Below are 19,227 nucleotides of genomic sequence, written 5' to 3'. Positions count from 1 at the left end.
CGCGACCGCCACCGGCCGGTGCGGCGGCGGGGGCCGGAGCCTCGGCGGCGGGAGCGGGCGCCTCGGGGGCGGCCTCGGCCGGAGCAGGGGCGGGCTCCGCGGGAGCGGCGGCCTCGGGGGCCGGTGCGGCGGCGGGCGCCTCGCCTGCCTCACCGATGCGGGCCAGGACCGCGCCCACCTCGGCCTCCTCGTCCTCCTGGATGAGGATCTCGAGGAGGGTGCCGGCGAACGGCGACGGGATCTCGGTGTCGACCTTGTCGGTGGACACCTCGAGCAGGGGCTCGTCGGCGGCGACGGTGTCGCCCACCTGCTTGAGCCAGCGGGTGACGGTGCCCTCGGTGACGGACTCGCCGAGCGCGGGAAGGGTGACGTCGTTGCTCATGGGTTCTTCTTCCTCAGTCGAGACGGATCAGTCGTGCGCGTGGAGGGGCTTGCCGGCGAGCGCGAGGTGCGCCTCGCCGAGCGCCTCGTTCTGCGTCGGGTGCGCGTGGATGAGGGGCGCGACGTCCTCGGGGTGCGCCTCCCAGTTGACGATGAGCGACGCCTCGCCGATCTGCTCGCCGACGCGGGCGCCGATCATGTGGATGCCGACCACGGGGCCGTCGACCACGCGGACCAGCTTGACGAAGCCGGTGGTGCCGAGGATCTGGCTCTTGCCGTTGCCGCCCAGGTTGTACTCGAGCGCCTGGACCTTGTCCGCGCCGTACTGCTCCTCGGCCTTCGCCTGCGTGAGGCCCACGGACGCGAGCTCGGGCTCGCAGTAGGTGACCTTGGGGATGTTGACGTCGGCGATGACCTGCGGGGCGAGGCCCGCGATCTCCTCGGCGACGAAGATGCCCTGCTGGAAGCCGCGGTGCGCGAGCTGGAGGCCGGGAACGATGTCGCCGACCGCGTAGATGTTCGCGACGCCGGTGTGGAGGCGCTCGTCGGTGAGCACGAAGCCGCGGTCGACGCGGATGCCCTGCTCCTCGTAGCCGAGGTCCGCCGTGCGGGGGCCACGACCCACGGCCACCAGGAGGATGTCGGCCTCGAGCGTGGTGCCGTCCTCGAGCGTCACGGTGACGCCCGCGTCGGACTGGGTCACGCCCTGGAAGCGGACGCCCACCTTGAAGTTGATGCCGCGCTTGCGGAACGCGCGCTCGAGACCCTTGGACAGCGCCTCGTCCTCGTTCGGGGCGAGGTGGGGGAGCGCCTCGACCACGGTGACGTCCGCCCCGAAGGACTTCCACACCGAGGCGAACTCGACGCCGATCACGCCGCCGCCGAGCACGATCGCGCGCTGCGGCACCCACTCCATGCCGAGCGCCTGGTCGGACGTGATCACACGGCCGCCGATCTCGAGGCCGGGGAGCGAGCGGGCGTACGAGCCCGTGCCGAGGATGATGTTCGTGCCGGTGTAGCGCTCGCCGTTCACCTCGATGGTGTCGGGGCCCACCAGGCGGCCGTGGCCCTCGATGACGGTCACCTTGCGCGACTTCACCAGGCCCTGGAGCCCGCGGTAGAGGCGGTCGATCACGCCCTGCTTGTAGGAGTTCACCTTGAGCATGTCGATGCCCTCGAGCGTGGTGTTGACGCCGTACTTCTCGCCCTCGCGGGCGTTGTCCGCGAGCTCGGCGGCGTGCAGCAGCGCCTTCGTCGGGATGCACCCGTTGTGAAGGCAGGTACCCCCCACCTTCGCCTCCTCGACCAGGCCGACCGTGAAGCCGAGCTGGGAGGCGCGCAGGGCGGCGGCATAGCCGCCCGACCCGCCGCCGAGGATGAGAACATCAAACGAGCGTGGGGTGGACTCGGACACTATGGGATCTCCTTGTAAGGGATGTCTGTACGGCCCATCTTGCCACGCGGCGGGTGACGCGCGAACCGCGCGACATGCCCGCCACCAGCCCACCCGGTGACTACGCTGGGGCCATGGGTCTGTTCTCCAGGAAGCCGAGGTCCAAGCAGGGTCCGGCCGCGCAGTCCGGCGGCCGCGACGCGAAGGCCGAGACCATCTCGCACCTCAGAGCGTTCGTGTCCTCCCACACCGGTTGCGAGGCCTTCGTGGAGCCGCCGACGCGCGTCACCCAGACCACCATGGTGATCGTCGCGGACACGGGGGAGTGGACCCGTCGTCGCGTCCCCGATGAGGCGACCGCGCGCAAGCTCGCGCAGCAGTTCTCCATCCCGGCCTTCGACGTCAACCTGTCGGGCTACCCGTCGCGCATGCGCGAGTGGAACGAGAAGCAGCGCAAGAACCACGGCTGACGCTCGCGCCAGCCAGCGCTGCAGGATCGGAACCACATCGATCCTGCATGCGGGTGGAGTCGACCCGTATGCAGGACTGTGCGCCGTGCGCGCCTGCATGCAGGACTCCCGGAAGGGGTCGCGGCACGCATGGGGACGATGCGGCACGCGCCCGGGCATGAGGAAGGCCCGGCCCCCGTGTGGGGACCGGGCCCCGCCCAGCGGTCAGCAGCGGATCACGCCGAGGCGCGCTCCTCGAGGAAGCGGAACAGCGTGCGCAGCGAGTGGCCGGTGGAGCCGGCGACGTTCTCGGCCCACGGCTTGCCCTCGTTGTAGGACGGGCGCGCGATGTCGAGGTGCGCCCACGGGGTGTCGCCCACGAACTCGCGCAGGAAGATGCCGGCCGAGAGCATGCCGCCGCCCTGCGGGTCGCCGATGTTCTGCAGATCCGCGATCTTCGAGTCGACCGACTCGCGCAGGTGCTCGGGCAGGGGCATCGCCCACATCGCCTCGTCGACCTCGTTCGCGCGGGCCACGACCTCGTCGCGGATCTCCGGGGTGCCCATGACGCCCGACGTGCGGGTGCCGAGCGCCACGCCCTGCGCGCCGGTGAGGGTCGCGACGTCGAGCAGCACGTCGGGGTTCTCCTCGCGCGCCTTCACCAGGCCGTCCGCCATGACCAGGCGGCCCTCGGCGTCGGTGTTGAGCACCTCGACGGTCTGGCCACCGTAGATGCGGATGACGTCGGACGGGCGCTGGGCGGTGCCGGACGGCATGTTCTCGGCGATGCACAGCCACGCGGTGACCGCGATGGGGAGCTCGGCGCGGGCCGCGGCGATGACGGCGTGCAGCACCGTGGCGGCGCCGGTCATGTCCGACTTCATGGTCTCCATCGACTTGGACGGCTTGAGCGAGATGCCGCCGGTGTCGAACGTGATGCCCTTGCCCACCAGCGCGACGTGCTGGGTCGCGTCGGACGGCTTGTACGCCACCTTCACGAGGCGCGGCAGGCGCGACGAGCCCATGCCGACGGCGAGGATGCCGCCGAAGCCCTCGTCGGCGAGGCGCTGCGCCTCCCACACCTCGACCTCGACGCCCGCCTGGGCGCCCAGCTGCTCGGCGACCTCGGCGAAGGACCCGGGATAGAGGTCGAGCGGCGGCGTGTTGACGAGGTCGCGGATGCCGGCGGCGGCCTGGACCAGGATCTCGGCGCGCGTGATCGCGGCGTCCGAGGCGCCGGCGACGATCCACGCGGTGTCGACCGCGGCGGAGACGTCGGACTTGTAGTCGGTGAACGTGTACGCGCCCAGCAGGGCGCCCTGCGCGACGGCGACCGCAGCATCGTCCCCCTCGACGGGAAGGGCCACGACGACGGTGGTGGGCTTCTTGCCCACCTGGCGCGAGGCCTCGCCGGCCGCGACGCGGAGGTCCGCGGGCGTGCCCGCTCCGATGCCGACGACCACGACGCGGCGCGCCTCGGTGCCGGCGCCCGGCACGACGGTGACCTTGCCGGCCTTCGACGACGCGTCGAGGAGCGAGGCGCCGGCGGCGATGGTCTCGCGGGCCTCGTCGGAGAGGAGCGGGTGGGCTGCGACGGTGTTGTCCGCGGTCCAGCCGACGATGATGGCGTCGGCCTCGAGGGACGCGACCTGGTCCTGGGTGGTGGTGAGTGAGGTCATGCCGTCGAGCCTAGCCCCGGTAACTTGGGTCCCGTGTACGCCCCGTTCTACCGCCACGTCCTGTCCCGCACCGACGCCGAATGGGCGCACCGGTTCGGCGTCGTCTCGATCGGCAGGGGCGCCTGGGCGTTCCGGGCGATGCGCCCGCTGGGCCTGGTGCCGAGGCCCGATCCGCGCGGCGCGGTGCGGGCGCTGGGCCTGACGTTCCCCGCTCCCGTCGGTCTCGCCGCCGGCATGGACAAGGACGCCGAGGCGGTCGCGGGTCTCGCGGCCGCGGGCTTCGGGTTCGTCGAGGTCGGCACCGTCACCCCGAAGGGGCAGCCGGGCAACGAGAAGCCCCGCTCGTGGCGCGAGAAGGACGTCCGGGGACTGCGCAACCGGATGGGCTTCAACAACTCGGGCGCGGACGCGATGGCGGAGAGGCTCGCGGCGCTCCGTTCCACCCAGGCCGGCCGGCGCATCGTGCTGGGCGTGAACCTGGGCAAGAACAAGGCGACCCCGCCGGAGGGCGCTGCCGACGACTACGCCTACTCGGCGCGCCTGCTCGCGCGCTACGCGGACTACCTGGTGGTCAACGTGTCCTCGCCCAACACGCCGGGCCTTCGCGACCTGCAGTCCGTCGAGACGCTGCGGCCGATCCTCGCCGCGACCCGTGCCGCCGCCGACGAGGCGGTGACCGACCGCCGCGTGCCGCTCCTCGTGAAGATCGCCCCGGACCTCGCCGACGCCGACGTCGACGCGGTCGCGGACCTCGCGCTCGAGCTGGGACTCGACGGGATCGTCGCGTCCAACACGACCATCTCCCACGACCGCGGCCCCGGCGGGCTGTCCGGCCCCGTGCTGCTGCCGCGCCTGGTCGAGGTGATGGCGCGCCTGCGCGGGCGGGTGGGCCCCGACATGTGCCTCATCGGCGTCGGCGGGATCTCCTCGGAGGAGGACGCTCGCGAGGTGCTCGCCGCGGGCGCGACCCTGCTGCAGGTCTACACGGCCTTCGTGTACCAGGGTCCCTGGTGGGTCGCGCGGCTCAACCGCGCGTTGACCGCGCGCTGAACCCGCCACCCCTGCCGTTCGGGACGCTCAGTCCTCAGGATCCGGCCATCGCGGGGCGGTTCGGGACGTCGAGCCCTCGGACGCGCCGGGCACGCATGTCGCGCACCGTGCCGGTCGCGGCGACCGCCCACCCGCCGAGCAGCAGCGCGAACATCCCGACGGCCAGCGCGGCCAGCGCCGCGGCGCCCGTGTGGGTCGCGAGGGACGATGCGCCGGTCACCAGGGTGCCGACCGGGAACGTGAACGCCCAGAAGGCCAGGGAGAAGGGCAGCCCCTCGCGCGCGGTGGTCGCCGTGACGGAACCCGCGATCGCGAGCCACAGCAGCGCGAAGCCCATGAGGGGCAGGCCGACGGCGACGGCGACGACGGTCAGGACGCCGCGATCGACGCCCAACGCGGGGCCGGCGTGGTCGGCCAGCAAGCCGGCGGCGGTCGCGCCCTGACCCAGCGGGCCGAGCACCATCCACAGCGTGGGCACCGCGACCGCCGCCCCGCGCCCGTGGTGGGCCAGCCGCGACCAGATCTGCGGCAGCAGCGCAAGCGTCGCGACGCCCGCGGCGCCGGCCATGAGGATGCATGCGTAGGCGAGAGCCTGGGCCGCACCGCCGTCCAGATAGGGAAGCAGGAGCGCGCCGCCCGCGGCGGAGACCATCGGCGGCACCACGGGCATGAGCCAGGCGCCGGACGCGGCGTCGGCGGCGACCGAGTGGCGCGTGAACGCGAGCACGGGGATGCCCACCGCGGTCGCGAGGCCCAGCGCGGTGCCGGTCACCCACAGCGCACCCGCGGTCGCCACCGCCGCGTCGCCCAGCAGCGGCGTCGCGACCACCAGGGTGGCGGTGCCGAAGGCGAGCAGCCCCATGGCGGTGGCGCCGTAGAACGGCGCGACCTGGGGGTCGAGCAGGTAGCCGCGCAGCGCGTCCCGATCCGTTGCCAGGTGGACCGCGGTCGCCGCGACCACCGCGACCAGGATGGCCCCCGCCGCCGCCCACGCGAGCCACGCGACCGCCTCCAACCCCGGCAGGCGCACCGGCAGCGCGTGCGCCGCGGTGGCGACGATCGACGTGCCCATGACGGCGGCGAACCAGTTCGGCGGGACGGGACGGACGCGTGCGCTGCTCATGGCATCACCCTTCCAAGCATCGCGGTGGTCCGGTAGTGCAAGAATCATGGGGAACCACAAGCAGAGATTGTGACGGAGGGTGCATGGCGGGGACATCGGTCGAGGAGCTGCGGATGCTGGTCGAGGTGGAGCGCAGCGGCAGCCTCACGGGCGCCGCGCGCGCGCTCGGCGTGAGCCAGCAGGCCGTCTCTCAGCGGATGCGCATCCTCGAGAGACGCTGGGGCGTGGCACTGTTCACCCGTGGCGCACGAGGCACCTCGCTCACGGATCGCGGCGTCATGGTGGCGGGCTGGGCAGCCGCGGTCCTCACCCAGGTGGACGGCTTCGAGACCGCCGTCGCCGCCCTCCGCGCGGACACCGCCGCGCACCTGCGCATCGCCGCGAGCCTCACGGTGGCGGAGCATCTGCTCCCCGGCTGGTTGGTCGCGTACTCGCGCACAGCGGACGCCGCGCAGGTCGAGCTCACGGCGGTGAACAGCGCGAGCGTCGCGGCGCGAGTACGGGACGGGGTCGACGACCTCGGCTTCGTGGAGACCCCCGACCCGCCGCCGGGGCTGGCGTCGCTGGTGGTCGCGCACGACGACGTGGTGATCGTGGTCGCCCCCGGCCACCCGTGGGCGCGGCGCACCTCGGTGAGCGCCGCGGAGGTCGCGCGAACCCCCCTCCTGAGCCGTGAGCCGGGGTCCGGTACCCGGCTCACGCTCGAGCGGGCGCTCGAGGCCGCTCTCGGTCCGGGCACGGTCGCGGCTCCAGCGGCGGAGCTGTCGACCACCGCGTCGATCCGAGCGACGGTGCTCGCGGGCGGGGGAGTGGCGGCCCTCAGCGAGCGCGCCGTCGACGACGACGTCTCGACCGGACGGCTCGTCCGGGTCCCGGTGCAAGGGCCGTCCCTGAGGCGCCCGCTCGCCGCCGTGTGGGACCCGCGGCGGCGCCTGTCACCCGCCGCCACTCGGGTCCTCGACATCGCCTCCGCGCACGCCGGCCGCGCCTGACGGGACGTCACCGCGCGGCGGCCTCCTCGAGCAGGCGCATCACCTCCGCCTCGGGAGTCTGGGAGAAGTTCAGGTACCACTGGCCCACCGCAGCCAGGCGGGTGGGGATGAGCGCCGCGAGCGCGAGGTCCGCGGACGCGTCCCTCATCAGCGCATGGAGCGACTCGGGCGCGGCGACCCCCGCGGCGATGATGACGCGCGACGCGCCCGCCGATCGCGCCACGTGCGCCGCCGCCCGCGCGGTGCCGCCGGTCGCGATGCCGTCGTCCACCACGATCGCGGTGCGGCCCGCGATCGGCACGCGCGTTCTCACGGCCCGGTACGCCGCGAGCCGCTCCTCGAGCACCGCCCGTTCGCGCGCCTCGATCCGCTCGACGTCCTCGTCGGTGATGCCCAGCACCGCCATCGCCTCGCGGTCGAGCACCCTCACCCCACCCTCGCCGACGGCCCCGAACCCGTACTCGGGGTTGCCGGGCGCCCCGAGCTTGCGCACCACGACCACGTCCAGCGGCAGGCCCAGGCCGCGAGCGATCGCCGCGCCGACGGGCACGCCGCCGCGCGGCAGGCCCAGGACCACGGCGCCGGTCGCGTCGCCCTGCGTCACCAGGGGTGACAGCAGCCACGTCAGCCGGGCCCCCGCATCGTCGCGATCCCGAAGGAGCTCCATCGCTCCAGTCTGCGCCCGCGGGAACACCACCGCCCACCCGCGCGTTCACCCCATGTACGCACCTGCCAGGCGTACGAGCATTGTTTTCTCCTTTGATGCAGCGAAGGCCCCGGGATGATCCCGGGGCCTTCGTGTGTCTGCGGCGTGCGCGGCGGTCGGTCAGCGCGAGGCCGGGCCCGCCTCCGTGGTGCGTGCGGGGTCCCGCTCGACGATGTCGCCCAGCACGTCGTCGATCCGCGTCATCAGCTCGGCGGGGATCTCGACGCCGGACGCCTTCGCGTTGTCGACGATCTGCTCGGGACGGGACGCGCCGATGATCGCCGCGGAGACGTTGTCGTTCTGCAGCACCCATGCGATCGCGAGCTGTGCCATGGTGAGGCCCAGCTCGTCGGCGATCGGCTGCAGCCCGGCGACGCGCGTGAGGATATCGTCCTTCATGAAGCGCTCGATGAAGCGCGCACCGGACTTCTCATCCGTGGCGCGCGAGCCCGCGGGGGCCGACTGTCCCGGCTTGTACTTGCCGGTGAGGATGCCCTGCGCGACCGGCGACCACACGATCTGCCCGACGCCCACCTCCTTCGACGCCGGCACCACTTCGTCCTCGATCACGCGCCACAGCATCGAGTACTGGGGCTGCGAGGACACGAACGGGATCCGGAGCTCCTTCGCGAGCGCCGCGCCCGCGCGGATCTGGTCGGCCGTCCACTCGCTCACGCCGATGTAGTGGGCCTTGCCCGCGTGCACGATGTCCGCGAACGCGCTCATGGTCTCCTCGAGCGGCGTGTCGTAGTCGAAGCGGTGTGCCTGGTAGAGATCGACATAGTCGGTCTGGAGGCGCGTGAGGGAGCCGTTGATCGACTCCATGATGTGCTTGCGCGACAGGCCCATGTCGTTCGCGCCGCCGGGCCCGGTGGGCCAGAACACCTTGGTGAAGATCTCGAGGCCCTCGCGGCGCTCGCCCTTGAGCGCGTCGCCGAGCACCGTCTCCGCAGCCGTGTTGGCGTAGACGTCCGCGGTGTCGAAGGACGTGATACCCACGTCGAGTGCGGCGCGCACGCAGGCCTTCGCCTGGTCGTTCTCGACCTGCGAGGCGTGGGTGATCCAGTTGCCGTAGGTGAGCTCGGTGATCTTGAGTCCGGAGTTGCCGAGGTAGCGATAGTTGACCATGCGTCGACCCTAGGGCGAGGGACGATGCCCCGCTCGCCATGGCAGGGCGGGTTCAGCGACGCGCGAACATGGGAATGCGGCAAGGACGACGAGAGTCCGGGCCGTGCGGCCCGGGCTCCCGTGAAGCGTGTTGCGGTCGGCTCAGACCGGGTACTCGCCGCGCTTGATGGCCGGCTTGGGGGCGCGGAAGCGACGGATGTTGAGGTGGCGCGCGATGACGTAGAACGTCCAGCCGCGGGGGATGCGCTTGACGCCGAACTTCTCGATGAAGCGCTTCTTGAGGCGGCGGATCATGAGCCAGGTGTCGATCGCCACGCCGAGGACGATCACGTAGAACAGCACGATCAGGCCGAGGCCGAACCACGACTCGGCGGGCACCATCAGCGACGCGATCACGAACACGATCGACAGGGGCAGCAGGAACTCGCCGGGCGAGGTGCGGGCGTCGACGGAGTCGCGCAGCCAGCGGCGCTCCGGGCCGCGGTGCTCGTACGGCATGTTGCGCTCGTCGCCCGCGCGCATCGCCTGGAACTCCTTCTCGCGCTGCACCCGCTGACGCTCGCGCTGCGCCTTCTTGTCCGCCTTGGTGTCGGCCACCACGGGACGGCGGCGCGCCGCCTCCTGATCCTTGCGCTTCGGGGTCGGGCGGCCCTTCTTGCCGGGAAGCTCGACGCCGGGGATCTCGGTCTCGGGGGTGTTGTTGTCGCTCATGAGTGGTGAGGGCCTGGGCCCGTGTCCGTCCTTCTGGTCAGTCCTTGGCGGGGTTGAGCGCGGGAAGCGCGAGCATGCGGTCGAGCGCGACCTTGGCGAGGCGCTGCGTCTCGTCGTCGACGACGATCCTGTTGGGCACCTCGCCCGCCACCAGCGTCTCGAGCGCCCACACGAGGTGCGGCAGGTCGATGCGGTTCATGGTGGAGCAGAAGCACACCGTGTCCTCGAGGAAATGGACCTCCTTGTCGGGGTGCGCGTTCGCGACCCGACGGACCAGGTTGAGCTCCGTGCCGATGACCCACCTCGAGCCGGGCTCGGCGGCGTTCAACGTGTTGATGATGTACTCGGTGGAGCCCACGTAGTCGGCGGCGGTCACGACCTCGTGCGCGCACTCCGGGTGCACCAGCACGTTGATGCCGGGCACCTGCTCGCGGAACTTGTCGACGTGGCTGCGGCGGAAGCGGCCGTGCACGGAGCAGTGGCCCTTCCACAGGATGACACGCGCGGCCTCGACCGCCTCGGGGGTGTTGCCGCCCAGAGGCTTGCGGGGGTCCCACACGATGCAGTCGTCGAGCGACAGACCCAGCTTGAGCACGGCGGTGTTCCGGCCCAGGTGCTGGTCGGGCAGGAACAGCACCTTGCCGTCGCCGTCGACGCCGCCCACCTGGTCGTACGCCCAGCGCATCGCGACCTCCGCATTGGAGGAGGTGCACACGACGCCGCCGTGCTCGCCGCAGAACGCCTTGATGGCGGCGGTCGAGTTCATGTACGTCACCGGCACCGTGCGCGAGGCGACGCCCGCCTCCTCCAGCTGCGCCCAGGCATCGTCCACCTGGTTGATGTTGGCCATGTCCGCCATCGAGCAGCCGGCCGCCATGTCGGGCAGCACCACGGCCTGCTGGTCGGATGTGAGGATGTCCGCGCTCTCGGCCATGAAGTGCACCCCGCAGAAGACGATGAACTCCGCCTCCGGGCGCGCGGCCGCGTCGCGAGCGAGCTTGAACGAGTCGCCCGTGACGTCCGCGAACTGGATGACCTCGTCGCGCTGGTAGTGGTGACCGAGGATGAACACGCGGTCGCCGAGCGCCTCCTTGGCCGCACGCGCGCGCTCGACCAGGTCGGGATCCGAGGGCGACGGCAGGGCGCCCGCGCAGTCGACCCCGCGCTCCGAGAGCGGGTCGCGACGCTCGCCCAGGAGCATCAGCGCAGACGGCGAGGGCTCATGGAAGGTCTGGGTCATCTGCTCATTGTCGCATGGCCGGCAGGGCACACTTGAGCCCATGCGTGCCGTCATCGCCGCCCAGAGCTGGCCCCGTCCCGAGGCCGGGGTCCTGCCCCTCGAGGCCACCGTCCGGATAGTCCGAGATGCCTGGTCAGCCGCCTCTTCGCGGGTCGCGCTGACGGTGATCGGGACGCCTGGCGGCGGCCCTCGCACGGCCGATGCGCTGGCTGGCGAGACGTGGCCCGTGGGCGGTGCGACGGCCCGTCGGGCCGGCGGCGTCGTGGTGCTCGCCCCTGTCGCGGGGCCCCGTTGGGAGCCGGGCGCCCTGAGCGCGGCGCTGCTGGGCCTCGCGGCAGCGGGGGAGACCGCCCGCGTCGTGGTGCCGCTGGGCGACGAGCCGCCCGCCGGCGACGCGGCCGACCTGTGGGGCGGCGGCCTCGAGGCGTCGCGCGCCGGAGTAGCGGCGCTCGACATCGTGGCGCTCGTCGGGTCCGACAGGCCCCTCCTCGGATTCACCGGGATGAGCGCGGCGGTGAGGGACGGGCGCGAGCACGATGCCGCGCTCGCCCAGGCGGCGCAGGCGCAGGAGGAGAGGTGGGCGGCGATCGCGCGCGAAGCCGACCCCGTCGCGTCGCGACGGGCGCTGCTCGGGCCCACGCGGCTGTCGGACGAGCCGGGCACCGGCGCCGCCGGCGGTCTCGCGTACACGCTCGCGGCGATGGGCGCGCGGCTCATGCCCGCCGCACCAGCGGTCGCCGAGCTCGTCGGGTTCGATGCGGCCGCCGTCGACGCGGACCTGGTGGTCGCGGTGGTGGACACGCTGGCCGCGCGCGACCTCGACCACGGCGTGACCTCGGCCGCCTCCGTGCTCGCCGCGCGGCGGGGCGTGCCCTGCGTGGTGGTCACCGCGCACCTCGCGGTCGGCAGGCGTGACCTCATGGTGGCGGGCGTCGCGGCGGCGCACGAGGCGGCGCCGGGGGAGGCCTCGCTCGCCGATCAGATCCGCCGGGTCGCCCAGACCTGGACCCCGGATCGCTGACGCGTCCACCAATATTCCGACGGGGGTTCGGAATACCGGGCGGGCGGCGTACGCTTGACAAGGAAACCCGAGAGAGAGGAGGCGTCAATGACTGATCTTGCTACCGAGACCACGTCGCACGGCGTCGTCATCACCGATGCTGCGGCGGCGAAGGTCAGGAGCCTTCTTGAGCAGGAGGGCCGCGATGACCTTCGACTGCGCCTCGCGGTGCAGCCGGGCGGTTGCTCGGGCCTGATCTACCAGCTCTACTTTGACGAGCGCTCGCTGGACGGAGACGCGGTTCGCGACTTCGACGGCGTGGAGGTCGTGGTCGACAAGATGTCGGTCCCGTACCTGGACGGCGCGACGATCGACTTCGCGGACACCATCGAGAAGCAGGGTTTCACCATCGACAACCCGAACGCTTCGAGCTCCTGCGCGTGCGGAGACTCCTTCAGCTGACCGGAAGCGGACTCAGCGGAGACGGACGGTGAGGGCTATGCCCGCACCGTCCGTCTTCTTTTCCCCCAGGTAATCGTGACCCGTCATGCGGGCCCACGCGGGCACGTCGACGCGCGCCGCGACGTCCGTGCACAGCACCGTGACCTCGGTGCCGGGCTCCAGTCCTCGCGCGGCCTTCGCGAGCTCGATGATCGGCAGCGGGCACACCAGGCCCGTCGCGTCGACGGTGACGCGCCCGTCGCCCGCGCCCGCCGCATCGTCCCCGGTCATGTCAGGCCACCTCGGGCGCGCCTGCCTCGGCGCGCAGGTCCGAGATCACGCGCGGCATGAGCGCGAGCAGTCGGTCGATGTCGGCGTCCGTGACTCCGGGGTGCAGGCCCAGGCGCACGTTGCCGTGGCTCAGGGCGCCCACCGCCGCCAGCACGCGGCTGGGCTCCAGGGTGCTGGTGGTGCATGCGGAGCCCGAGCCGACCGCGATGCCCTCCCGGTCGAGCCGCGTCAGCAGCGCCTCGCCGTCGACATAGAGGCAGGAGAACGTGACCACGTGGGGGAGGCGCTCGTCGGGGTCGCCGACCACGTCGACCCCGGGCCACGCCGCGGCGGCGTCCCGCACGCGCCCGACCATGCGGTGCAGGCGAAGGGACGTGGCGTCGAGCTGCTCGCGGCGCTCCTGGAGCGCCACGGCGGCGGCGAGGACTGCGGGCACCAGGACTCCGCCGGGCGCCCAGTCGTCGCCCTCGGGCCAGGCGGGCAGCCATCGGGTCTGGGGTCGGAGCGCCACGATGCCGAGGCCGGCGGGTCCGCCCCAGTCGGCGGGGTTCGCCACCAGCGCGTCCCAGTGCGCCGGGGAGGGGCCGTGGCCGATGCTCGCGGTCGCGTCCACCAGCAGCGGGACCTGGGCCGCGACGGTCAGCGCCGCGACGTCCGCGAGACGTTGCACCGTGCCGATCTCGTGGTTGGCGTGCTGGATCGCGGCGAGCGCGACATCGGGGACGGCGAGCTCCCGCGCGAGCGCCTCGAGGTCGACGTGGCCCCGAGGGTCGACGGGGACGCTTGAGACGTGGCCGGCCGCCACGTGGGTCGCGGCGTGCAGCGTCGCGTCGCGCTCCACCGCGGAGGCGACTATCCGGTCGCGGCCGCGGCGCGCCGTGAAGATGCCGGCGATCACCCGCTCGAGCGCCGCGTGAGGGGAGTGGGCGAGGTGCGTGTGCTCGGGTCGCGAGCCCAGCGCCTCGGCGAACGCCTCGCGTGACGCGTCCAGGAGCTGCCTGGCACGACGTGACTCGGTGTGCAGCCGGGTGGGATCGGCCCAACCATCGGCGAGGCCGGCCTGGAACGCCTCGAGCGTCCTGTTCGTCATAGGAGCGGAACCACTGGCGTCCAGGAACATGCGCGCGACCTGCATGGCATCACGGTACAGCGCGCTAGACTGCCAGCGTGTCCCACCTTTCACGTCCCCGCGTGCCCGGAAAAGCCCTGGCAGGCATCGCTGTCCTGGGACTGACGTCCCTCCTGGCAGGATGCGCCAACGGCATCGAGAACGGCGCACTTCCCAGCTCGCCCGAAGTCACCAACCAGACCGGTCGGATCATCACCCTCTGGAACGGTTCCTGGATCGCCGCGCTCACCGTCGGCGTCATCACCTGGGGCCTGATCCTGTGGGCGGTCGCCGTCTACCGCAAGCGCAAGGGGGACAACAAACTCCCCGTGCAGACGCGCGCGAACGTGCCGCTCGAGCTGATGTACACCATCGTCCCGCTGCTGATGATCGGCGTGCTCTTCAAGTACACCGCCGAGGACATCGCCGCCATCAAGGACACCTCCGAGACCCCCGACATCCACATCAACGTGGTGGGCAAGCAGTGGAGCTGGGACTTCAACTACGTCGACGACGACGTCTACGACCCGGGCGTGCAGGCCACCCTCACCGGCGAGGAGGGCGTCGAGGCGACGCTCCCGACCCTCTACCTGCCTGTCGACGAGCGCGTCGAGTTCACGCTCGACTCACGCGATGTCATCCACTCGTTCTGGGTTCCCGCGTTCCTCTACAAGGAGGACGTGATCCCGGGCAAGACCAACACCTTCCAGGTGATCCCCACGCAGGAGGGCCTGTACCAGGGCAAGTGCGCCGAGCTCTGCGGCGAGTACCACGCCTCGATGCTCTTCAACGTGGCCGTGGTGTCACGCGAGGAGTACGACGCCCACATGGAGGAGCTCCGCAACGAGGGCTACTCCGGTCAGATCGGCGTCGACGAGTACAGCCGCGACCAGGTGGTCCAGTTGACCGAGCAGCACGAGGAGTCTGAGTCCTGATGGCCACCGTCCCCTTCGAGGCCTCCGGCGACGACCGCCGGTCCGCCGTCATCCCCGCGGCTCCCACGCGTCGCGGCTCGCTGGTCATCAAGTGGATCACCTCCACCGACCACAAGACCATCGGGTACATGTACCTGATCACGTCGTTCTTCTTCTTCATCGTGGGCGGTCTGCTCGCGCTGCTGATCCGCGCCGAGCTGTTCGAGCCCGGCATCCAGGTGGTGCAGTCGGCCGAGCAGTACAACCAGCTGTTCACCATGCACGGCACGATCATGCTGCTGCTGTTCGCGACCCCGCTGTTCGCGGGCTTCGCCAACTTCATCATGCCGCTGCAGATCGGCGCGCCCGACGTGGCGTTCCCGCGCCTCAACATGCTCGCCTACTGGCTGTACCTGTTCGGCGGTGTCATCGCGATGGCGGGCTTCTTCACCCCGCAGGGCGCGGCCTCCTTCGGCTGGTTCGCGTACGCGCCGCTGTCGAACTCCGTGTACTCGCCCGGCGTCGGCGGCGACCTCTGGGTCTTCGGACTCGCGCTCGGCGGCTTCGGCACCATCCTCGGCTCGGTGAACTTCATCACCACCATCGTCACCATGCGTGCGCCGGGCATGACCATGTTCCGCATGCCGATCTTCACCTGGAACATCCTGGTGACCTCGATGCTCGTGCTGCTGGCGTTCCCGCCGCTCGCCTCGGCGCTGTTCGCGCTCGGCTCGGACCGCGTGCTCCACTCGCAGGTGTTCAACCCGGACAACGGCGGCGCCATCCTGTGGCAGCACCTGTTCTGGTTCTTCGGCCATCCCGAGGTGTACATCATCGCGCTGCCGTTCTTCGGCATCGTCTCCGAGATCTTCCCGGTGTTCTCGCGCAAGCCGATCTTCGGCTATCACGGCCTCATCTACGCGACCATCGCGATCGCGGCGCTGTCCGTCACCGTGTGGGCGCACCACATGTACGTCACCGGCGCGGTCCTGCTCCCGTTCTTCTCGTTCATGACGATGCTCATCGCGGTTCCGACCGGCGTGAAGTTCTTCAACTGGATCGGCACCATGTGGAGAGGCAAGCTCACGTTCGAGACGCCGATGCTGTGGTCGGTGGGCTTCCTCATCACCTTCCTCTTCGGCGGCCTCACCGGCATCATCCTGAGCTCGCCGGTGCTCGACTTCCCGCTGTCCGACTCGTACTTCGTCGTCGCGCACTTCCACTACGTCGTGTTCGGCACCGTGGTGTTCGCGATGTTCGCGGGCTTCTACTTCTGGTGGCCCAAGTTCACCGGCAAGATGCTCAACGAGACGCTCGGCAAGGTGCACTTCTGGCTGCTGTTCATCGGCTTCCATACCACCTTCCTGGTCCAGCACTGGCTGGGCGCCCACGGCATGGCGCGACGCTACGTCGACTACATGCCGGAGGACGGCTTCACCTGGATGAACCAGCTGTCGACCGTCGGCGCGGTGGTGCTCGCGCTGTCGACGCTGCCGTTCTTCTGGAACGTGTACATCACGTCGAAGCGCGCGCCCACGGTGACGGTCGACGACCCGTGGGGCTTCGGCAACTCGCTCGAATGGGCGACCTCCTGCCCGCCGCCCCGTCACAACTTCACGTCCATCCCGCGCATCCGTTCGGAGCGTCCCGCGTTCGACCTGCACCACCCGGGTGCCGCGGCGCGCGACCACTACCAGGCCGAGCGTGACGCCAGCGATCACGCGCCCGTCGCGTAAGGAGAACGACCGTTGCGTACCGAAGCCAACGTCTTCATCGTCCCCGCCCTGTTCTTCTTCCTGGCGGGCACGGCGTACGGCATCTTCACCCACTGGTCCGAGTGGGTCGGGTTCCTCGCGATCTACCTCACCGGCGGCATGTTCGGCATGGTCGCCATCTACTTCAAGATGCTCGAGCGGCGTCACGGCCAGCGCGCCGAGGACCGTCTTGACGCGGAGATCTCCGAGGACGCCGGCGAGCAGGGCGTGTTCGCCCCGTGGAGCTGGTGGCCGCTGGTGTGCGGCGCCGGCGCCGCCCTGGTGTTCGTCGCCGCGGCGGTCGACTGGTGGATCATGGCCCCGGCCGGCGTGCTCGCCGTGATCGGCCTGGTCGGCTGGGTCATGGAGTACTCGCGCGGCCAGCACGCGCACTGACCTCCGGGTTCTCGCAGCGGCCCGTCCCCGACAGGGGGCGGGCCGCTGCCGCGTTCCCGGCACGGCTCCCGGCGCCGTGTCGGTGCCATGCGCAACAATGACGCCATGGAGTCCCCCCACGCCGCGGACGCGCACGACCTCATCAGGGTCGAGGGAGCGCGCGAGAACAACCTCAAGGACATCAGCGTCACCCTCCCGAAGCGCCGGCTGACGGTCTTCACGGGCGTCTCGGGCTCGGGCAAGAGCTCGCTGGTGTTCGAGACCATCGCCGCGGAGTCGCGGCGCATGATCAACGAGACCTACAGCTCGTTCATCCAGGGCTTCATGCCCAGCCAGTCGCGCCCCGACGTGGACGTGCTCGAGGGGCTCACCACCGCGATCATCGTGGACCAGGAGCCCATGGGGGCCAACGTGCGCTCGACCGTCGGCACCGCCACCGACGTGCACGCGATGCTCCGCATCCTGTTCTCGCGGCTCGGCGACCCGTACGTGGGTCCGCCGCAGGCGTTCAGCTTCAACGTGGCCTCGTCGTCGGGCTCCGGCTCGGCGACCGTCACGCGCAAGGACGGGTCCACGGTGCGCGAGCACCGCGAGTACTCCGTGACCGGCGGCATGTGCGTGCGCTGCGAGGGGACGGGACGCATCAGCGAGCTCGACCTGAGCCAGATCGTCGACCAGTCGAGGTCGCTCGCGGAGGGCGCCATCACCATCCCCGGCTACACGGCGGACGGGTGGGCGGTGCGCATGTACACCGAGTCGGGCTTCCTCGACGGCGACAAGCCGGTCAAGGACTACTCCGCGAAGGAGCGCGACTCGCTCCTGTACAAGGAGCCGACCAAGGTCAAGATCGCGGGCATCAACATGACCTACGAGGGCCTCATCCCCAAGATCCAGAAGTCGATGCTCTCGAAGGACCCCGACGCGATGCAGCCGCACATCCGCGCCTTCGTGGACCGCGCCGTCACGTTCGCCGCGTGCCCCGACTGCGGCGGCACCCGCCTGAGCGAGCTCGCGCGCTCCTCGAAGGTTCGAGGGGCGTCCATCGCGGACCTCTCCGCGATGCAGATCTCCGACCTCGCGGCATGGATGGCGGAGCTGGACGAGCCGTCCGTCGGGCCCCTCGTCGCGGGGCTGCGGGACACCCTGGACTCGTTCGTGGAGATCGGGCTGGGCTATCTCTCGCTCGACCGTGCCGCGAGCACGCTGTCCGGTGGGGAGGCGCAGCGCACCAAGATGATCCGCCACCTCGGCTCCGCGCTCACGGACATCACGTACGTGTTCGACGAGCCCACGGTGGGCCTCCACCCGCACGACATCGCGCGCATGAACGTGCTGCTGCAGCGCCTGCGCGACAAGGGCAACACGGTGCTGGTGGTCGAGCACAAGCCCGAGGCCATCGCCATCGCGGACCATGTGGTGGACCTGGGTCCGGGCGCGGGAGGCGCCGGCGGCGAGATCTGCTTCGAGGGCACGGTCGAGGAGCTGCGCGCCTCGGACACCCTCACGGGACGCCACCTGGGCTACCGCGCCGCGCTCAAGGAGGCGGTGCGGGAGGCGACCGGGGCGATCGAGGTGCGGGGCGCATCGTCCCACAACCTCCAGGACGTGGACGTGGACATCCCGCTCGGCGTGCTCACCGTGGTGACGGGCGTCGCCGGGTCGGGCAAGAGCTCGCTCATCCACGGCGGCATCCCCGCCTCGGCGGGCGTGGTGACCGTGGACCAGCAGACCATCCGCGGCTCGCGGCGATCCAACCCCGCCACCTATACGGGAGTTCTCGAGCCCATCCGCAAGGCGTTCGCGAAGGCCAACGGCGTCAAGCCGGCGCTGTTCAGCGCCAATTCCGAGGGTGCGTGCCCCGTGTGCAAGGGCGCCGGCATGATCTACACGGAGCTCGGCGTGATGGAGACCGTCGCGAGCGTATGCGAGGCGTGCGAGGGACGCCGCTTCAGCGACGACGTCCTCAGGTACCACCTCGCCGGCAGCTCCATCGCGGACGTGCTCGAGATGCCCGTCGAGAGCGCGCACGCGTTCTTCGCCGACGGCGGGGCGAAGAACCCTGCCGCCGCGAAGACCCTGGGCCACCTGGTCGACGTGGGTCTGGGCTACCTGTCGCTCGGGCAGCCGCTCACCACGCTGTCCGGCGGCGAGCGTCAGCGGCTCAAGCTCGCGATGCACATGGGCGACAAGGGCGGCGTCTACGTGCTCGACGAGCCCACCACGGGTCTGCACCTCGCGGACGTCGCCCACCTGCTGTCGCTGCTCGACCGGCTGGTGGAGGCGGGCAAGACGGTGATCGTCATCGAGCACCATCAGGCCGTGATGGCGCACGCGGACTGGATCATCGACCTGGGGCCCGGAGCGGGCCACGCCGGTGGTCGCGTGGTGTTCGAGGGGACGCCCGCGGACCTGGTGGCGGCGCGCTCCACGCTCACGGGCGAGCACCTCGCCGCGTACGTGGGGGAGTGACG

General features: G+C 71.3%; 19 protein-coding genes. 9 read left to right on the top strand and 10 right to left on the bottom strand.

The genetic code is table 11. The features are described from left to right. Together AOM01_RS11795 and lpdA are read right to left on the bottom strand one after the other, a co-directional pair. Positions 1-382, bottom strand: a 382-nt coding sequence (locus AOM01_RS11795; protein WP_304524052.1) for a biotin/lipoyl-containing protein, incomplete at its 3' end; no start/stop codon positions are given. Between the two features lie 27 nt (positions 383-409). Further along, a complete protein-coding gene (lpdA, locus tag AOM01_RS11790; RefSeq protein WP_062293700.1) occupies positions 410-1,795 on the bottom strand; it encodes a dihydrolipoyl dehydrogenase in 1,386 nt (461 codons plus the stop codon). A 113-nt stretch (positions 1,796-1,908) separates the two neighbouring features. On the opposite strand from lpdA, the gene AOM01_RS11785 reads away from it, so the two are divergent. Further along, a complete protein-coding gene (locus AOM01_RS11785; RefSeq protein ID WP_062293697.1) occupies positions 1,909-2,244 on the top strand; it encodes a hypothetical protein in 336 nt (111 codons plus the stop codon). A 215-nt stretch (positions 2,245-2,459) separates the two neighbouring features. Here the strand turns inward: AOM01_RS11785 and AOM01_RS11780 are convergent, their stop codons facing one another. Next, positions 2,460-3,902 carry a leucyl aminopeptidase gene (locus AOM01_RS11780; protein ID WP_062293694.1) on the bottom strand — a complete coding sequence of 481 codons (1,443 nt, stop codon included), beginning with the start codon at positions 3,900-3,902 and terminating at the stop codon, positions 2,460-2,462. A 33-nt stretch (positions 3,903-3,935) separates the two neighbouring features. Between AOM01_RS11780 and AOM01_RS11775 the strand changes: the two genes are divergently transcribed. Next, positions 3,936-4,952, top strand: coding sequence for a quinone-dependent dihydroorotate dehydrogenase (locus tag AOM01_RS11775; RefSeq protein ID WP_062293750.1), 1,017 nt, complete (start codon positions 3,936-3,938; stop codon positions 4,950-4,952). Between the two features lie 34 nt (positions 4,953-4,986). Here the strand turns inward: AOM01_RS11775 and AOM01_RS11770 are convergent, their stop codons facing one another. Next, positions 4,987-6,075 (bottom strand): SLAC1 family transporter, encoded by a 1,089-nt coding sequence (locus AOM01_RS11770; RefSeq protein ID WP_062293691.1) that lies wholly within the window; start codon positions 6,073-6,075, stop codon positions 4,987-4,989. 83 nt (positions 6,076-6,158) lie between these two features. Here AOM01_RS11770 and AOM01_RS11765 point away from each other — a divergent pair, with 83 nt between their 5' ends. Then, positions 6,159-7,067 (top strand): LysR family transcriptional regulator, encoded by a 909-nt coding sequence (locus AOM01_RS11765; RefSeq protein ID WP_082110225.1) that lies wholly within the window; start codon positions 6,159-6,161, stop codon positions 7,065-7,067. Positions 7,068-7,074: 7 nt separating this feature from the next. Here AOM01_RS11765 and AOM01_RS11760 read toward each other — a convergent pair whose 3' ends face one another. From AOM01_RS11760 to nadA, 4 genes are all read right to left on the bottom strand, one after another. Further along, the gene (locus tag AOM01_RS11760; protein ID WP_062293689.1) at positions 7,075-7,734 is read right to left on the bottom strand and encodes a phosphoribosyltransferase; all 660 of its coding nucleotides are present in this window, start codon (positions 7,732-7,734) and stop codon (positions 7,075-7,077) included. Positions 7,735-7,893: 159 nt separating this feature from the next. Next, positions 7,894-8,901 (bottom strand): aldo/keto reductase family protein, encoded by a 1,008-nt coding sequence (locus tag AOM01_RS11755; protein ID WP_062293686.1) that lies wholly within the window; start codon positions 8,899-8,901, stop codon positions 7,894-7,896. Between the two features lie 141 nt (positions 8,902-9,042). Next, positions 9,043-9,612, bottom strand: coding sequence for a DUF3043 domain-containing protein (locus AOM01_RS11750; RefSeq protein ID WP_062293683.1), 570 nt, complete (start codon positions 9,610-9,612; stop codon positions 9,043-9,045). Positions 9,613-9,649: 37 nt separating this feature from the next. Beyond that, a complete protein-coding gene (gene nadA, locus AOM01_RS11745; protein WP_062293680.1) occupies positions 9,650-10,852 on the bottom strand; it encodes a quinolinate synthase NadA in 1,203 nt (400 codons plus the stop codon). Positions 10,853-10,892: 40 nt separating this feature from the next. On the opposite strand from nadA, the gene AOM01_RS11740 reads away from it, so the two are divergent. Continuing rightward, on the top strand, positions 10,893-11,873 hold the full coding sequence (locus AOM01_RS11740; RefSeq protein ID WP_062293677.1) for a glycerate kinase: 981 nt from the start codon (positions 10,893-10,895) through the stop codon (positions 11,871-11,873). An 87-nt stretch (positions 11,874-11,960) separates the two neighbouring features. Beyond that, a complete protein-coding gene (gene erpA, locus AOM01_RS11735; protein WP_062293675.1) occupies positions 11,961-12,314 on the top strand; it encodes an iron-sulfur cluster insertion protein ErpA in 354 nt (117 codons plus the stop codon). 12 nt (positions 12,315-12,326) lie between these two features. Here erpA and AOM01_RS11730 read toward each other — a convergent pair whose 3' ends face one another. Further along, complete coding sequence (locus tag AOM01_RS11730; protein WP_062293672.1) at positions 12,327-12,584, bottom strand: sulfurtransferase TusA family protein; 258 nt, start codon at positions 12,582-12,584, stop codon at positions 12,327-12,329. 1 nt (position 12,585) lies between these two features. Next, positions 12,586-13,704, bottom strand: a complete 1,119-nt coding sequence (locus AOM01_RS11725; RefSeq protein WP_228374297.1) for a cysteine desulfurase family protein — start codon at positions 13,702-13,704, stop codon at positions 12,586-12,588. Between the two features lie 47 nt (positions 13,705-13,751). Between AOM01_RS11725 and ctaC the strand changes: the two genes are divergently transcribed. From ctaC to AOM01_RS11705, 4 genes are all read left to right on the top strand, one after another. Next, positions 13,752-14,627 carry an aa3-type cytochrome oxidase subunit II gene (ctaC, locus tag AOM01_RS11720; protein ID WP_062293665.1) on the top strand — a complete coding sequence of 292 codons (876 nt, stop codon included), beginning with the start codon at positions 13,752-13,754 and terminating at the stop codon, positions 14,625-14,627. Next, positions 14,627-16,342, top strand: a complete 1,716-nt coding sequence (gene ctaD, locus AOM01_RS11715) for an aa3-type cytochrome oxidase subunit I (protein WP_062293662.1) — start codon at positions 14,627-14,629, stop codon at positions 16,340-16,342. The genes ctaC and ctaD overlap by 1 nt, the downstream gene beginning before the upstream one ends. A 12-nt stretch (positions 16,343-16,354) precedes the next feature. Beyond that, positions 16,355-16,756 carry a cytochrome c oxidase subunit 4 gene (locus AOM01_RS11710; RefSeq protein WP_062293659.1) on the top strand — a complete coding sequence of 134 codons (402 nt, stop codon included), beginning with the start codon at positions 16,355-16,357 and terminating at the stop codon, positions 16,754-16,756. 105 nt (positions 16,757-16,861) lie between these two features. After that, the gene (locus tag AOM01_RS11705; protein WP_062293656.1) at positions 16,862-19,225 is read left to right on the top strand and encodes an ATP-binding cassette domain-containing protein; all 2,364 of its coding nucleotides are present in this window, start codon (positions 16,862-16,864) and stop codon (positions 19,223-19,225) included. Positions 19,226-19,227: the final 2 nt, after the last annotated feature.

It is taken from the genome of Demequina phytophila (assembly GCF_000971135.1).
In the GTDB taxonomy this organism is placed as follows: domain Bacteria; phylum Actinomycetota; class Actinomycetes; order Actinomycetales; family Demequinaceae; genus Demequina; species Demequina phytophila.
Note: the sequence above shows the minus strand (reverse complement) of the source record. Positions and strands in the feature narration are given on the sequence as shown.

Excerpts from the sequence above, each read along its gene's own strand:
- AOM01_RS11785 (WP_062293697.1), top strand. The coding sequence starts at position 1,909 with ATGGGTCTGTTCTCCAGGAAGCCGAGGTCCAAGCAGGGTCCGGCCGCG.
- AOM01_RS11780 (WP_062293694.1), bottom strand. The coding sequence starts at position 3,902 with ATGACCTCACTCACCACCACCCAGGACCAGGTCGCGTCCCTCGAGGCC.
- AOM01_RS11770 (WP_062293691.1), bottom strand. The coding sequence starts at position 6,075 with ATGAGCAGCGCACGCGTCCGTCCCGTCCCGCCGAACTGGTTCGCCGCC.
- AOM01_RS11765 (WP_082110225.1), top strand. The coding sequence starts at position 6,159 with ATGGCGGGGACATCGGTCGAGGAGCTGCGGATGCTGGTCGAGGTGGAG.
- AOM01_RS11760 (WP_062293689.1), bottom strand. The coding sequence starts at position 7,734 with ATGGAGCTCCTTCGGGATCGCGACGATGCGGGGGCCCGGCTGACGTGG.
- AOM01_RS11755 (WP_062293686.1), bottom strand. The coding sequence starts at position 8,901 with ATGGTCAACTATCGCTACCTCGGCAACTCCGGACTCAAGATCACCGAG.
- AOM01_RS11750 (WP_062293683.1), bottom strand. The coding sequence starts at position 9,612 with ATGAGCGACAACAACACCCCCGAGACCGAGATCCCCGGCGTCGAGCTT.
- nadA (WP_062293680.1), bottom strand. The coding sequence starts at position 10,852 with ATGACCCAGACCTTCCATGAGCCCTCGCCGTCTGCGCTGATGCTCCTG.
- AOM01_RS11740 (WP_062293677.1), top strand. The coding sequence starts at position 10,893 with ATGCGTGCCGTCATCGCCGCCCAGAGCTGGCCCCGTCCCGAGGCCGGG.
- erpA (WP_062293675.1), top strand. The coding sequence starts at position 11,961 with ATGACTGATCTTGCTACCGAGACCACGTCGCACGGCGTCGTCATCACC.
- AOM01_RS11730 (WP_062293672.1), bottom strand. The coding sequence starts at position 12,584 with ATGACCGGGGACGATGCGGCGGGCGCGGGCGACGGGCGCGTCACCGTC.
- AOM01_RS11725 (WP_228374297.1), bottom strand. The coding sequence starts at position 13,704 with ATGTTCCTGGACGCCAGTGGTTCCGCTCCTATGACGAACAGGACGCTC.
- ctaD (WP_062293662.1), top strand. The coding sequence starts at position 14,627 with ATGGCCACCGTCCCCTTCGAGGCCTCCGGCGACGACCGCCGGTCCGCC.
- AOM01_RS11705 (WP_062293656.1), top strand. The coding sequence starts at position 16,862 with ATGGAGTCCCCCCACGCCGCGGACGCGCACGACCTCATCAGGGTCGAG.